Here is a 13,304-nt window from a genome sequence, read left to right as displayed (position 1 = left end):
ATATGGCGGGGCGAGATCTTGGTAAACGGGAGCCTACGGAATCACTCAAATCTCATGCTGGGAAATTTGAATTATTGGATGCAACCTGATTGTCAAGTGAGAAAAACTGCAGAATCGAGTGATAGGGTTTAGGAACAATCCCTACTCGCTGGATAATGTTGTTTTCATCGGTATCTCCCTCACGACTCCACATCTTGGTGGGTGGGAAGTGCCACTCAATAGGATCTTTGGGTGGAATGTTCCAGAACTCGCCTTGGAAGTTGATGGTGTCTTCGGTCCAGAGCTTTTTAATAATTCGGAAATTCTCTTCAAACAGGCGACGGTTGCGCTGATCGACTTCCGATTTGTCAGATTGAGAAGTGGAAATATTCAAATGCTGGGCCAGGGTATTCAACCAGCGAGGCGTGTTACCACGAACAAAGCCAACAAACAGACGTCCCTTGGTCATGTGATCCAGCATCGCCAGATCTTCTGCCAGAGTCACCGGGTTATGGGCGGGCAGACACATACCTACCTGACCCACTTTCAGGTGTTTGGTGTTATTGGCAACGTGCATATTCCAAAGAATGGGGTTGGTCGTGGTTTCAATCCCTTCCACTTGCAAATGGTGCTCGGTCATGCAGAAACCGTAGTAACCATTGTCATCCGCATACTTCATCTGAGTGGTGAGGTTTTCCAGCAGATCCTGATAGCGCTGGGGATCTGACCCCGGATTCTTGACCTCTTCGCCAACACTTCTCATGTAAGGCTGAACGAGAATATGGGTTTTCATGTGTGGTCCCTCCCCCAGGCCGGTTAATGACCAGGCACGGTAACATTTGAGTTTATTTTAATCTAGTGAACGTTCGTTCGGTAATTTACTTAAGATCAATCTACAGGTCAACCAATAGATCTCGAAGCAGGTTTATAAATCGATGAAAAGAGATAGAGCGAATCGAAACTTTGAGAGATTAATCAGGTTCAAAAAGTCAGAAACTGTGACGTAGGTTATGCCCACTCGCCTTGTTCAGGTAGGTGGGCATCAGAAAAGATAGCTTCAAGCCAAACCAGGCAGAATAAAATCAATCAGACGATCTCTGATCTCTTCTTCGCTGTAGCCTTCCAGGCTCCAGTGTCTCAAGGCCCAGACGTTGCAGAAGAAATAGATCATATTGGCGGCCAGGACGGTATCCGTTTTTCGGAATACGCCCTCTTCAATCCCGTCAATAATTATCTGCTCCCAGAGGCTCATGAAATCCCGTTCCACATTGAAGATACGGTCTCTGTTTTCAGCATTCAGGGCTCGGGTTTCACGATAAACCAGGTTGATGTATTTGCGGTTTCTAGTGACGTACTGAACATACGCCTCAATCGCACTTTTCATCTTGGTTTCAGCATCTTCCTGCCTGTGCAGTGCTTCCTTGAAGTAAGCAAAAATCTCTTCCATGCACACCTGGGTAATCATGAAGAGAATATCTTCCTTGGTGTCGATGTACTTATACATGGTCGGGATCGTGATATCAGCCGCCTTGGCAATTTCACGCATGGAAGCGGAGCCATAGCCTTTGCGACCAATCACTTCACAAGCCCCTTTGAAGATCTGTTGACGACGTCTGTCTGCGACTGTTTCAGGATGGCTCTGCAGAAAGCTGCTACTGGTTTCAGCGACAACAGGCTTGTCTTTGGTGGCTTCCGTTTTTTTCTCGCCCACTTTCTCGATAGACAACTCAAAAGTATGAGTAAAGTCAGCAATCATCTTTTCAGGAGACTGCCTTTCTTTTTCTGTCAGGCGATACAGACAGGTTCTCCAGGCCAGCATGTCCGGACGCTTGTAGACAGGCTCGGAAACAGCCATAAAGCGGTTGCCCACACCCTCGTTAAAAAAGCGACAGCTGCTGTCGATGACTTTGGCCTTTAATTCTTTACCACTGGCTCTGTCAGCCCCATTCTGAACACAGGCCTCTGCCAGCAGGGTCAGCATCCAACGCTGAACCTCTCCATTCCCGGCCTTTGCCAGCTGCGACTGTTCGCTCCAGGCAACGGCCTGTACGCCATCGCCTTTTTCCAGACGAATGCCCAATAACTGTTTGATATCCACGCTTTCATTCATGGTCTCAAATCGACCCTGTACCCTTTTTACTGTGAAAATTTTTTCATCACAGCGGGTGACGAAAAACGGTTTCTTTTGCTTTTGGCTGTTAGTAAGCCGCGTTTGTCACTCTAGCAAGAGCATGGCTATGAACGCCAGCCCATATTGACTTCATATTGTCTGTGCTTTTAATATACGAGTGAACGTTCGTTAACCGCGTAATTATTGTTTCTCTATTGCAGCCATGAGCTTGCACAACAGAGAGCCATGAGCGAATAAAACAACAACAGGTGAACTATGGATAAACGGACTGCTTCTCAGTCACTGGGCCCCGAAGCCCAGTTCTGGGCTTATCTGAAAGAAGGCCGATTCATGATCCAGAAATCCGGCCTCACCGGCAATTATGTTTTCTACCCGAGAATGGTAGAGCCAGAAACAGGCTGCAGTGACCTTGATTGGGTGGAAGTTAGCGGTAAAGGTACTGTCTACACCACCACTATGGTTCACCGCAGACCCGAGAAAGGAGGTTCTTACAACCTCGCCATTATTGAGCTGGAAGAAGGCCCCAGAATGATGGGTCGGATCGAAGGCTGCCCGCCTGAGTCAGTCAGCATCGGTATGTCCGTGGTCGCCAGAGTAGAAGAGCCTTCTTTTGGCCCTTACAAAAACAGCGGCCAACCCATCGTTGTGTTCTACAGCACTCAGGAGTAAAGCAATGACATTTTCACTGAGGGGCAAGACAGCCATTGCCGGTGTGGGTTATTCCGGACTGGGAAAGACGCCAGAACACACCCCACTAGAGCTTTTGGCCCAGGCCAGCATGAAGGCAATAAACGACGCAGGTCTTAACCTCAACGAGATTGATGGCCTGTGCGCAGGTACTTTCTACCATTTTTTCCCAACCCTTTCTGTAGCTGAATACCTGGGTATTCGACCTAAATGGTCCAGTTCTGACATGGTGGGTGGATCTTCTTTTATGTCCCACGTTCAGCAGGCTGCCATGGCTATTCAGTCGGGTCTCTGCAATAACTTATTGATTGCTTATGGCAGTAATGCCCGAAGCAGCAGAGATGTAAACGGCCTTGTTGAAACGCCAACCTTTGAGCAACCCTACGAATACATGGTGCCTCTGGCAGGCTATGCCATGGCTGCAGCCAGACACATGCATGAATATGGAACAACAAGAGAGCATCTGGCCCACGTCGCGGTTTCGGCTAGAAAATGGGCTCAGTTAAACCCGGATGCTGCCATGAGAGACCCTCTCACTGTCGAAGAAGTGCTTGAAGGACAGCTCATTGCAGACCCTCTCTCAATATACGATTGCTGCCTTATGAGTGACGGAGCGGGCGCACTGATCCTGACCAGCAAAGAACGGGCTAAAGACCTTCCTCAAAAGCCTGTCTATCTGCTGGGTGCTGCCGACGCACACTGGCATCGTGAGATCAGTCAGATGCCAGACCTTACTCTCACTGCTGCCATAGAAAGTAGCAGCCGTGCCTATGAGATGGCAGGTATTAAGGCGTCTGACGTCGATGTTGTTCAACTTTATGATGCTTTTACCATCAACACACTGCTATTCCTTGAAGACCTGGGTTTCTGTAAGAAAGGAGAAGCCGGAGCATTTGTGGCTGACGGTCAGATTGCTCCCGGAGGAAGTTTGCCCGTCAACACCAATGGCGGCGGTCTTTCCTGCGTGCATCCTGGCATGTACGGTACTTTCTGCATGATTGAAGCAGTCACCCAGTTGCGCGGACAGGCAGGAGAAAGACAGATCCAAAATGCTGAACTGGCTATTGCCCACGGCAATGGTGGTACGCTTTCCCATCAGTTCACGACTGTTTTTGGTACCGAAAGTACGCTGTAAACCAGGAAGCTGGCCGGAATAAGCTCTCTACTGATCAGGTGGTCAGATGTTATTCCGGTCAGAGTCCTCGGCAGCAGGACACTGCTGCCCCGCCAATTTATGGAATAAGAATATGAAGCGCGATGTACACCCTAAAAGTGATTACCGCTACTTTAAGCTATACAACACCCGCTGGAATGATAATGACCAATATGGGCATATGAACAACGCCCACTACTATGCCTATTTTGACTCCACCATCGGTCACTTTCTGATCAACGAGTGTGACCTTAATACCGAAACAGATGAAATTGTCGGATACGTCGTCCACTCTCAATGCAACTATGTCAGTTCAGTCGCCTACCCCGATGACCTGGAAATAGGCCTGAGAGTCAATAAAATAGGTAACAGCTCTGTTGAATATGGGCTGGCTGTGTATCGAGTAGGGCAAAAAGAAGCGTCAGCTCATGGCACTTTCACTCACGTTTTTGTCGATCGCAGAACGCATTCTTCAGCTCCCATCCCGGACCACATCAGAATGCGCCTGAAAAACCTTCAGATCTGATCAAATAGACCCTTCTTGATGAAGGGTCACAGCATTCTCTTCAGTATATTGTTACCACTCAACTGGTGCTTGATCACAGCCGCAATATGCGCAATCACCATGACACCCAATAACATACAACTGTATTTGTGCACCTGATTCATCAGTGCGGTCAGCTCTCGATCTTCAATCAGATAAGGCAGCGAGAACAGATGAAAAACATTGATATCCCTTTCCATCATCAACACGCCTGATAACAGCACAAGCGCCGTAACAACGTAGAGCATGCGATGCATCTGACTGGCTATCCACTGATTCCAGTGACTCAAGCCATCACTTTCAGGCTTCTTATAATGAAGTGCATGAAAGCAACGAAAGATAACGGTGAACTGGCTGTCACCCTGAGCTCAGGACAGCGTATTCAGGCAGACCTGGTTCTTTCAGCCATTGGTTTGAGACCCAGAACCACACTGGCTGCTCAGGCAGGTCTGGCTATCAACAAAGGGATTAAAGTTAATCAGCAACTGGAAACCAGTCACAACGATATCTTTGCCCTGGGAGACTGTGCTGAAGTTTCAGGCCTGAATCTTCAGTATGTCATGCCTCTTATGGCCTGCGCCCGTGTGCTGGCCAAAAACCTTGCTGGTACTCCAACCGCCGTAAAATATGGACCCATGCCTGTCGTAGTAAAAACGCCAGCCTGTCCATTGGTCACCTCGCCACCCGCCCCATCAGCCAAAGGAAGCTGGAAGGTTGAGCTGAATGGCTGCAATGTTTGTGCACTGTTTACGGATGGTAAAGAGCTGCATGGCTTCGCTCTGACTGGAAGTATGGTGTCTGATAAAGTCCAGTTAACACGCAGGCTGCCTGCACTGCTCTGACAACCTCGAGAGCCCTGTCGGGCTCTCTGGTTTTTTGATTCGATCTTGATTTCTGACGACTTGCTATTTAGTGCCTGTCATATACGACTTCCAACAATAATTACAAGTCAATGGATGTACAGTATGGTCTTTGAGGATCAAGCCCTCTTTCCGGGCAATGAGCTTTATCGCATTCATCAGCTACTGCTGGAAGAAGAAATAAGCCTGTCTATGCTACTGCTGGGAACAGGTCTTCCGGAAAGCTGTTTGACTGACCCCGAAGTGCTACTCTCCTGGCGACAGTTTGACATCATCTACCGAAATGCCTTTCGTCTGAGTCAAAGAAAGGATGTTGGTCTGCTGATCGGTAACTGTATGGATCTCACTCGCTGGGGGGTTCTGGGCTCTGCCATGAGCAGCTGTCTGGATATCAATCACGCCCTGGGACTTGCCAACCACTACCGGGATTTTGTCCGCAGTCCTTTCGACTTTACAATTACCCCTGTTCATGAGGCCTTCTGGTTGGTCTGAAACGAAGAAGTAATATTGAATTTGCCGTCAGTCAGGCTTTTGCTTCTGAAGTGATTCTGATGGGTACTCATTCCGTCCTCGAAGACTTGATCGACCTTCCCTTTCAGTTTCGTGAAGTTCACCTGAGCTATTCAGCTCCAGAATATAAAGAAAGTTGCGAAAGACTGTTTAAATGCCCGGTCCTATTTGATGCTCATGAAACGTCTTACATCATTGATGACCGTTTTCTGAATCTGAGGCTCCCCAGAAGTAATCCCATCAACTATCGAATTGCCCGCCAGCATTGTGAAAAAAGGCAGAAGAAAGTTCAGTCCTATCGGCATGATGACATCAAGGTAAGAATCCAGCAGATACTCTCAGCCAATGAAGGTCGTTCTATTGATCTTGAAGCCATGGCTGAAGCGCTTAACATGTCGGCGAGGACTATTAGGCGTAAACTGTCAGAGGAAAGCACCAGCTACCGGGAACTGGTCAACCTTGAGCGTAAAAGCAGAGCCCTGGACTATCTTCAAAACTCAGCACTGGACTTTGAATCCATAGCGGCATTACTGGGATTTGCTGATACCGCCAACTTTCGCAAAGCATTCAAGCGATGGACCGGCCAAAGTCCCAGGGAATATCAGGAACAGCAGGGCCGATTGACTGCAACCCCACTCGATTAATCTTGTGGCCAGGATAAGCCTGAACATATGGTGCTATACACCATTCGGGCAGACTGTTTAGGAGCAATCACCCCTTCGTCAATCGCCTGCCAGGCCGACCAGAGCATATTATCGATCACAATTTCGGCCCACTCGTCTGGCACGCTGGCAGAAATAATCATTTCTTTTTTCAGGCGTTTAATCAGCCTTTGGATCCCTCCTCTCTGCTCCAGATAAGCTGTGGCAATTTCCGTATTCTCATAGCCACTCCTCTCCCTGTATAAGAAATGATAACGGTCTCCCAGGGGAATCATCGCCTCGAGAATATCCATTAGCACATCATTTACCGGTCGGTCTTCACTCCATAGGGGCTCAATAGCCGCATTGGTCTCCTCAATGGCCTGAAGAGACAGAGCGTTGATTAAATCTTCCCGTGTTGGAAAGTATCGATGGAGCGTCGTACGACCTATACCGGAAGCTTCTGCAATATCGGACAATGATGCATTGGCTGTTTTAGCCAGAACCGCAATCGCTGTATCCATAGCTTTTTTACGGGTCGCTTCTTTTTTACGACTCAAATGCTTGTACCTTATTATCATGAATAGCGTTTCATCGAGAGTGTGACGAAAAGCTATTTCGGTCGCTCGTGACTAACATCCGTTATCCATTGTCCCTATTTTCTATCCGACTTTAAAGATTTCCGCTTTCTCAGATTCAAAGAAGTCATGACTGTGGGCTTCAAACATTCTTGAGGCCAGGTAGCGGTGAAAGTCGACAACCACCCTTTCCATTTCCACCAGCTTGCCTCCTTTACCTTTTCTGGACTGCATCCCTTTCTGCACTCGTTCACAGATCCATTTGTCTTCAGCAAAGAAAGCCTCGGTAAATGATTTGCTGGTCTTGTCTTCCTTACCGTAGTTCTTCTTGGTCAGATAGCCTGAACGAATCATACTCTCTTCTGCATTGACCGGAAGAATGTTGATCCAACTGAACGATTCATAATCCATAATCGCAATCATGGAAGGCGGCAGAGAAAGCAGAAGATAATGGTCGTAGGCTTCAGGGTAATCTCCTGCCAGCCACTTCATAAATTTGCTGGTACCCGTTTTGATCTTACCTCCAGTGACAGCCCACTCAGTACAACCCGCCACATAAAAACTCTCTTTGGACGGCGTGATTTGTTCCAGAGTTTCTTTATGTACTTTGAATAAGTGATAACTCTCCATGCCGTTTTCCATAGCCAGTTTCCAGTTACTCTGCCAGTGTTCTGACTGACTCTCGGAAGCATGAGTGAATTGCTCTGGCTCAAAGACTGAGGTGTAGGATTCAAGGCCCTGCAACCTTTCAGCAAGGGGTAGCGGATGATCCGACAGATTAAGAAAAACCAGGCCCATCCAGGTATCCAGATGAAACTCAGGCAGGCAATGCTCTTCTTTCTCGAGGGGAATACTGCCCGGAAAAGGAATCCCCTTCAGCTTTCCCTGATCATCATAAGTCCATGCGTGGTAGGGACAGACAATATTCTTTTCTACTTTGCCAAAACCTTCATCCAACAGCGGCGTACCCCGGTGGCGGCAGTTGTTTGACAAGGCCCGCAGCTGGCCATCTTGACCACGAACAATGGCAAGGGACTCCCCTGCAAGCGTCAAAGCAAAGTAGTCCCCTGTCTCTGGCAGTTCCTGCTCGGTACAGACAAATACCCAGTCTTCAGAAAAAATTCTCTGGGCTTCCAGCTCGTAAACAGACGGTTCCTGGTAAACCTTAAACGGCAGGGATTGAGCCTTATCAAGAGTAGCGCTGGCGAGTGCCTCATACTGCTGCAATAGTTCGCTCATGGGAATCTCCAGATAGCGGGATACGGCTTGGGGTTTCGATTGTGGACGTCATTTCATTGCCAAAAGGAACGAAACGATTAACTCTACTTATAACAGTTTAATGTTGCCCAAGGTTACAACGACAATTACCTCCATACCAGTCTCCAGAATGGATCATCGACTCAGCAGTAAAGCCTGGGAGCCAGTTGAACTGAAGGCAAGTTCGGTCTGAATTCCCGAAAGCTTAAGTGTGACAGATTTTCAGGAACTCTTAAAAAATGAGATGGGCCATACCGGCAATGACAGGAAGGGTGACCAGAGTCCGTAGAATGAAAATCACAAACAGTTCCAGCAAGGAGACAGGAACTCGACTTCCCAACAGCAGCGCACCCACTTCAGAGAGATAAATTAACTGGGTCAGAGAGAGAGCAGCAATGACAAACCGTGTCATTTCACTACTGATAGAAGCGGCCAGAATCGAAGGAACAAACATATCCGCAAAACCAACAACCATTGTCGTTGAAGCAATTTCCGCTTCAGGAATCTGTAATAACTCCAGCAAGGGAACAAATGGTAAGCCAAGATAGTGAAAAATCGGCGTGTACTCAGCGATCATCAGCGCAACAGTACCCACCCCCATCACTACCGGTAAAACACCAAAAACCATATCGATGGCATTCTTTAATCCATCGACCAATACTTGCCCTGGGCTCCCGGTGTGGGAGGCTTTTTGCAGAGCCAGCCGCAAACCCCAGCTTAAACTTCCATGCCCTTTCGGTACCGTTTCCTCATCGCCGGTTCGACCTTTTCCAGTAATAAAAAGATCTTTTTTCCGGGATAACGGAGGTAGCCGGGGAACAATAATGGCTGCCACCAAGCCAGAAAGGCAAACCGTCAGGTAAAAAGGCGCAAACAAGTGCTCCAACCCGACCTGAGCAATCACCACCAGCGAAAAGGTAATGGAAACAGCTGAGAAAGTAGTACCAATTACAGCAGCTTCCCGCTGGGTATAATGTGCCGTTTCATACTGTTTGCTGGTCATCAGTATCCCAACGCTGCCATCACCCAACCAGGAAGCTATGCAGTCAATAGCAGCCCTGCCTGGCAGATTAAACACGGGTCTCATCACCCGGGTCATTAATGTTCCCAGCAACTCCAGCAAACCAAAGTTCATCAAAAGGGGCAGCAACAGACCGGCAAACAGAAACACTGCAAACAGGGTGGGCATCAGGTCATTCAGCACCATCCCCCCGGTTGACCCGGACCAAATGGCCTCGGGTCCTGCTTGAAAATAGCCGATCAGGACAAAGATCATCCCGGCTAGCCGGACCAGACACCATAAAGGACTGATATCAAACAACCCTGCCAGAAAGTTTCGATCCATGATCCAGTGAGGACTGAACAGCTTGGTCAGCAGCGTCATCAAGCAGGAAACAACCAGTATCATGGTAATAAGGGTGGGCAGATACCCTGATAACGCCGACTTCAGAAGGCTGGCAAGAATCGCCACAGGAATAGTCAATTCACCCTCAATAACAATGGGCATAACAAAGAGCAGCAAACCCACCAGGGAAGGCAGCAAAAACGTCAGCCAATGGCCCAGGTTGGGAGCCTGCTGATGGTGTTTGGCAGTAAACGGCTTCATAGCGATTTGATTAGAGTGCTGATTTTAACTGGATCGGCCAGAAACATCCCTTCAACAGGGTACCCGGATGACCAGCAAAGATACTTTCTGAAAGCCTTCACAAAAGGCTACTGGATTCGACGAATCTCCTGCAGCTTTTCAAATAATCGGCGCTTGTCACTGTCACTCAGATTTTTGACATCCACTATGGTCATAAACTTTTTCAGCTGATCGTTAGAGAAGCGGTTCCCTTCTTTAAGATATTCACTGATATCCGTAGTAATTTCATTGCCCAGTTTCAACAAGGCAGGTCGGACAACCTTGTGCAAATCTCTGGGCTCCTGATCAACCGGATGAGACAACCAGTCGGCCAGATAGCGATACTGAATGGCTTTGGCTGCATCGATCTGGGCCCGGAAAAAACCGGCAATGAACTCCGGATCAAGCTGCTCATCTCTGGCTTTTAGCGTCGCTTTTTCTATCACTGTATTTTCTCTGGGTACATCTTCAACCGGTTTGCCAGCCTGTTTCTTGAAAAGGGCTACATCCTCCATATAACCCAAGCGCTCATTGATCAGCTTGAAGATCTCGGACGCGTCGGGACTGGCCCAGGCCAATGAAGAAGTCGTTAGTAACCCAAATACCAGTGCAGCAAGGTATCTCATTGTTTATTGCTCCTGTAGAAAGCTGAATTCAAAAGAATGGCTGTTATATAGATGACTGTTGCTCAGTCTGCAGAGTTCCCGGCATTCAATCCTCTTTAAAAGAAAACGATCCGCTCTAAAAATAAAAGCCTTTGTACAAAGATTTATGGCTCTTCAAATCAACAATGTTAATGCTTATTCAACTATTCTTTGAGCTTCTTAGATTGCTTGGAAATCAAAATGAAATTCACATTTTCTTTTTGTATTCTTAGCACTTTCCTTTCACTGCTTTTTCCAAATTTCGCATTCGCTGTTGGTCTACTTTCTATCAATGGCACCGATACTCAATTAGTTTCCTGTCCGGGAGAAAACTGCTTCCAGAGACTGGATCATAAGAATGATATTACCCGTATCCAGATCGATACAAAGTCCGGTACAGAAAACACAGAACATCATTATGTAAGCTCAACCGTTTCAAGCCTTGAGCTGGCTCAACATCATGAATCAGCCCAACCGCTTCATGATTTACAGCTACACCCCCAGAGTCGGGCTCTCATCATTCAATTTCGCAATACCAGCGAGTTTGTTCTGCTCAAAATGGACAGTACTCCACAGCTTTCCAGTATTGAGGGGATGGCCTGCCAGGTAGTCACACCAGATCAACCGCAGGAAGTCTGGCTGAAGTGCCAGGCTTTAGATTCCGAAACACTTTCTGGCACGGTACTCTATACCGGTTCAAGCTGGTCTGACGCTAAACTGGAACCCCTGCAATCGACAAGGCTGTCTGAAGAAGAGAGCCTTGCTGTCATTGTTGTCACTGCCCATCCTGAGCATTCAAGACCTGTCTCACTGTATGAAATGAACAGAGTCATGATCAACCTGAAAGAACCTTTCTCATTAAGCAAAATAGTATGGGAAGAAAGCCCTCAGATGATTAAAGGGCTGTACCAGGACTTTCGTCCATCAATGGCTTCCAGGATGATTCAGGTGAACTGTCTGTTCAGAAGCTGCCTTGGTTGCTGCAATTGCAGGAAAGGGCCAACTCATCAGATTAAAATACAAAGATACCAAACCGATCAGGAATTTGAGGACCGGGAGCAGCCCAATTCCGCTCTATCTACCCCCGCAACTGATCGTAAAGTTAACGCCAATAACCCACCCCAAAACTCTCCCCGGGGAGAACAGAGCCAATAACTGTCAGTAAGACTAACCGGCTCGACAGTGTATTCCTGCGGCAATCTGCGAGGATATTTCCAGAATAAATGCTCGGATAGGGGGGGGTAACTCTATGTTGTTTTATACAGATCTAGCCCAAAGCTATGGGAAACGCTTTACCAAAGCCGTGAAATCAGCGGGCAAAGGAGCCATGAAATCTGCGGGTGAGAAAGTCAGTAACTCCAGATGGAACCCTTTTACAGGTAACGGCAAAACACAGGTTCGGACAGAGAACTGCGGGCAAAATGAGCCACAGAAAACCTCTGTTAAAGCCCGCCCTGCCCAAACTACAGAGAAAGCTAAAAAGAAGCATGCTTTGCAGACTTTCAAAACCAAACTGAGTGCTCTGCAAACGCAGTTTGCAGCGAGTTTAACCGGTTCTTCAGACGGGAACTCTGCCTCAACGGCAACGGTTGCTAGAGAGCTACTGCAAACGGCCCCTGAGCTTTTGAAAGGTCACGCTTCAGAAAAGCTTTTGAATGATCATATTGATCGAGCCTCACGAGATCTCGAAACCCCTCAAAACATGCCTGAACACGATTCTGACGATGTCATGACAGTTCCTCTGGAAATGGCCATGAAACAGCTGAAGGGTGATATGGAAACCCAGGAAATCAAAGCTCGTGAAACACTTGCCGCCATGGAAGAAGTCAAGCATCAGAGACATTACGCCAGTCCACGTTTTTCCCCTCTGGATGATGAAGTGGATTTCATGCAAGTCACAGCTGAAGCTCAGCTTGAAGAGCAACAAGCCATGCTGCAGTTAGAAAGAGAGGCTCAAACAACCATTACCCGGGCAGAGGAACTGAGAAGACTGGAGCAGGAAATCAGGGATCTGAATGACATTTTCAACAGCATGAGTCAGGTGGTTTACGACCAGGGGAAGCAGTTCGATACGATTGAGTCCATGATTGACAACGCAGCCTTTTCTATCCAGGAAGGAGCAAAGCAGCTGGATGGCTGTGTCAAAGTGGATAAAAGTAATCACAAATTGGTTGCAGCCATCGCTGCCTCCCTGACGGTTCTGGGCCTGGTGGCTCTGGCACTGATTATTTTCGTATAAGCGCTCTGAAAGATAGAAGGCTAACTGCTCCGTTAGCCTTACTAAACCCCGCTTTAGAACTCTTGTCCTCTCCAGGCATCCAACGTCTATAGGAGAGAATTCCCCTCTTTTTGGCAAACTGTCAAAAGAGGCTTTGTTCTCAGTATTCACGATCAGGGATGGGTTAAACGAATGGCGACACCGGCAGGCGATAAACCTCAATCTTTACTGACTCCGGACTGGAAGCCCGTCGGAGACAGGGAAGGTGCCTCTCATCCCAGAATGGGGCACAGAGGGGTCAGTACGCCTGTGGCTCAAGGATCACTGCATCGTTCATCGTCATTCAGAAACCTTAGGACTTACGCATTGATGGCACCTGCTAATTTTGGTAGCAGGTGGTCTTTACTCTTTGCAAAACTCTCAATGAATTTACCAACCGTCTCTTTAAATAGCCCCCGTTGGTGCTGATAAATATTCG

At 47.8% G+C, this 13,304-nt stretch carries 15 protein-coding genes and 1 pseudogene; 8 read left to right on the top strand and 8 right to left on the bottom strand.

The genetic code is table 11. The annotated features are described in order from the left end of the window. Window positions 1-52 precede the first annotated feature (52 nt). Window positions 53-772, bottom strand: coding sequence for an LLM class flavin-dependent oxidoreductase (locus ACR2PX_RS25540; protein WP_434002173.1), 720 nt, complete (start codon window positions 770-772; stop codon window positions 53-55). Window positions 773-1,036: 264 nt separating this feature from the next. Next, window positions 1,037-2,089 (bottom strand): TetR/AcrR family transcriptional regulator, encoded by a 1,053-nt coding sequence (locus ACR2PX_RS25535; protein ID WP_434002172.1) that lies wholly within the window; start codon window positions 2,087-2,089, stop codon window positions 1,037-1,039. 276 nt (window positions 2,090-2,365) lie between these two features. On the opposite strand from ACR2PX_RS25535, the gene ACR2PX_RS25530 reads away from it, so the two are divergent. The 3 genes from ACR2PX_RS25530 (at window position 2,366) to ACR2PX_RS25520 (ending at window position 4,476) form a co-directional block, all read left to right on the top strand. Then, window positions 2,366-2,779 (top strand): Zn-ribbon domain-containing OB-fold protein, encoded by a 414-nt coding sequence (locus tag ACR2PX_RS25530; protein WP_434002171.1) that lies wholly within the window; start codon window positions 2,366-2,368, stop codon window positions 2,777-2,779. A gap of 4 nt (window positions 2,780-2,783) precedes the next feature. Next, entirely contained in the window at window positions 2,784-3,932 is a 1,149-nt protein-coding gene (locus tag ACR2PX_RS25525; RefSeq protein WP_434002170.1) for a thiolase, read from the top strand. A 112-nt stretch (window positions 3,933-4,044) separates the two neighbouring features. Next, window positions 4,045-4,476 carry an acyl-CoA thioesterase gene (locus ACR2PX_RS25520; RefSeq protein ID WP_434002169.1) on the top strand — a complete coding sequence of 144 codons (432 nt, stop codon included), beginning with the start codon at window positions 4,045-4,047 and terminating at the stop codon, window positions 4,474-4,476. A 26-nt stretch (window positions 4,477-4,502) separates the two neighbouring features. On the opposite strand, the gene ACR2PX_RS25515 is transcribed toward ACR2PX_RS25520, so the two are convergent. Beyond that, window positions 4,503-4,784, bottom strand: coding sequence for a cytochrome b (locus ACR2PX_RS25515; protein WP_434002168.1), 282 nt, complete (start codon window positions 4,782-4,784; stop codon window positions 4,503-4,505). Between the two features lie 33 nt (window positions 4,785-4,817). Here ACR2PX_RS25515 and ACR2PX_RS25510 point away from each other — a divergent pair, with 33 nt between their 5' ends. From ACR2PX_RS25510 to ACR2PX_RS25500, 3 genes are all read left to right on the top strand, one after another. Next, window positions 4,818-5,336 carry an FAD-dependent oxidoreductase gene (locus ACR2PX_RS25510; protein ID WP_434002167.1) on the top strand — a complete coding sequence of 173 codons (519 nt, stop codon included), beginning with the start codon at window positions 4,818-4,820 and terminating at the stop codon, window positions 5,334-5,336. 123 nt (window positions 5,337-5,459) lie between these two features. After that, the gene (locus tag ACR2PX_RS25505; RefSeq protein ID WP_434002166.1) at window positions 5,460-5,846 is read left to right on the top strand and encodes an AraC family transcriptional regulator ligand-binding domain-containing protein; all 387 of its coding nucleotides are present in this window, start codon (window positions 5,460-5,462) and stop codon (window positions 5,844-5,846) included. Next, entirely contained in the window at window positions 5,834-6,508 is a 675-nt protein-coding gene (locus ACR2PX_RS25500; protein WP_434002174.1) for a helix-turn-helix domain-containing protein, read from the top strand. The genes ACR2PX_RS25505 and ACR2PX_RS25500 overlap by 13 nt, the downstream gene beginning before the upstream one ends. On the opposite strand, the gene ACR2PX_RS25495 is transcribed toward ACR2PX_RS25500, so the two are convergent. The 4 genes from ACR2PX_RS25495 to ACR2PX_RS25480 form a co-directional block, all read right to left on the bottom strand. Further along, complete coding sequence (locus ACR2PX_RS25495) at window positions 6,505-7,065, bottom strand: TetR/AcrR family transcriptional regulator (protein WP_434002165.1); 561 nt, start codon at window positions 7,063-7,065, stop codon at window positions 6,505-6,507. The genes ACR2PX_RS25500 and ACR2PX_RS25495 overlap by 4 nt on opposite strands. 102 nt (window positions 7,066-7,167) lie before the next feature. Continuing rightward, window positions 7,168-8,322, bottom strand: a complete 1,155-nt coding sequence (locus ACR2PX_RS25490) for an aromatic ring-hydroxylating oxygenase subunit alpha (protein WP_434002164.1) — start codon at window positions 8,320-8,322, stop codon at window positions 7,168-7,170. Window positions 8,323-8,572: 250 nt separating this feature from the next. Beyond that, window positions 8,573-9,946 (bottom strand): YjiH family protein, encoded by a 1,374-nt coding sequence (locus ACR2PX_RS25485; protein ID WP_434002163.1) that lies wholly within the window; start codon window positions 9,944-9,946, stop codon window positions 8,573-8,575. A 107-nt stretch (window positions 9,947-10,053) separates the two neighbouring features. Then, window positions 10,054-10,590, bottom strand: a complete 537-nt coding sequence (locus tag ACR2PX_RS25480) for a chorismate mutase (protein WP_434002162.1) — start codon at window positions 10,588-10,590, stop codon at window positions 10,054-10,056. A 219-nt stretch (window positions 10,591-10,809) separates the two neighbouring features. Here ACR2PX_RS25480 and ACR2PX_RS25475 point away from each other — a divergent pair, with 219 nt between their 5' ends. After that, complete coding sequence (locus ACR2PX_RS25475) at window positions 10,810-11,763, top strand: hypothetical protein (RefSeq protein ID WP_434002161.1); 954 nt, start codon at window positions 10,810-10,812, stop codon at window positions 11,761-11,763. Between the two features lie 94 nt (window positions 11,764-11,857). Beyond that, window positions 11,858-12,847 carry a Qa-SNARE family protein gene (locus tag ACR2PX_RS25470; protein ID WP_434002160.1) on the top strand — a complete coding sequence of 330 codons (990 nt, stop codon included), beginning with the start codon at window positions 11,858-11,860 and terminating at the stop codon, window positions 12,845-12,847. Window positions 12,848-13,185: 338 nt separating this feature from the next. On the opposite strand, the pseudogene ACR2PX_RS25465 reads toward ACR2PX_RS25470, so the two are convergent. Beyond that, window positions 13,186-13,304: pseudogene (locus ACR2PX_RS25465) on the bottom strand (IS701 family transposase); the annotation flags it as partial.

Origin of the sequence: Endozoicomonas sp., assembly GCF_051008435.1 — a bacterium.
Taxonomy (GTDB): domain Bacteria; phylum Pseudomonadota; class Gammaproteobacteria; order Pseudomonadales; family Endozoicomonadaceae; genus Endozoicomonas_A.
This window is presented reverse-complemented; position numbering and strand designations above follow the sequence as displayed.

What these genes read in the sequence shown, in the direction of transcription:
- ACR2PX_RS25475 (WP_434002161.1), top strand. Translation starts at nt 10,810, where the DNA reads ATGAAATTCACATTTTCTTTTTGTATTCTTAGCACTTTCCTTTCACTG.
- ACR2PX_RS25525 (WP_434002170.1), top strand. Translation starts at nt 2,784, where the DNA reads ATGACATTTTCACTGAGGGGCAAGACAGCCATTGCCGGTGTGGGTTAT.
- ACR2PX_RS25510 (WP_434002167.1), top strand. Translation starts at nt 4,818, where the DNA reads ATGAAAGCAACGAAAGATAACGGTGAACTGGCTGTCACCCTGAGCTCA.
- ACR2PX_RS25540 (WP_434002173.1), bottom strand. Translation starts at nt 772, where the DNA reads ATGAAAACCCATATTCTCGTTCAGCCTTACATGAGAAGTGTTGGCGAA.
- ACR2PX_RS25535 (WP_434002172.1), bottom strand. Translation starts at nt 2,089, where the DNA reads ATGAATGAAAGCGTGGATATCAAACAGTTATTGGGCATTCGTCTGGAA.
- ACR2PX_RS25505 (WP_434002166.1), top strand. Translation starts at nt 5,460, where the DNA reads ATGGTCTTTGAGGATCAAGCCCTCTTTCCGGGCAATGAGCTTTATCGC.
- ACR2PX_RS25485 (WP_434002163.1), bottom strand. Translation starts at nt 9,946, where the DNA reads ATGAAGCCGTTTACTGCCAAACACCATCAGCAGGCTCCCAACCTGGGC.
- ACR2PX_RS25490 (WP_434002164.1), bottom strand. Translation starts at nt 8,322, where the DNA reads ATGAGCGAACTATTGCAGCAGTATGAGGCACTCGCCAGCGCTACTCTT.
- ACR2PX_RS25480 (WP_434002162.1), bottom strand. Translation starts at nt 10,590, where the DNA reads ATGAGATACCTTGCTGCACTGGTATTTGGGTTACTAACGACTTCTTCA.
- ACR2PX_RS25520 (WP_434002169.1), top strand. Translation starts at nt 4,045, where the DNA reads ATGAAGCGCGATGTACACCCTAAAAGTGATTACCGCTACTTTAAGCTA.
- ACR2PX_RS25470 (WP_434002160.1), top strand. Translation starts at nt 11,858, where the DNA reads ATGTTGTTTTATACAGATCTAGCCCAAAGCTATGGGAAACGCTTTACC.
- ACR2PX_RS25530 (WP_434002171.1), top strand. Translation starts at nt 2,366, where the DNA reads ATGGATAAACGGACTGCTTCTCAGTCACTGGGCCCCGAAGCCCAGTTC.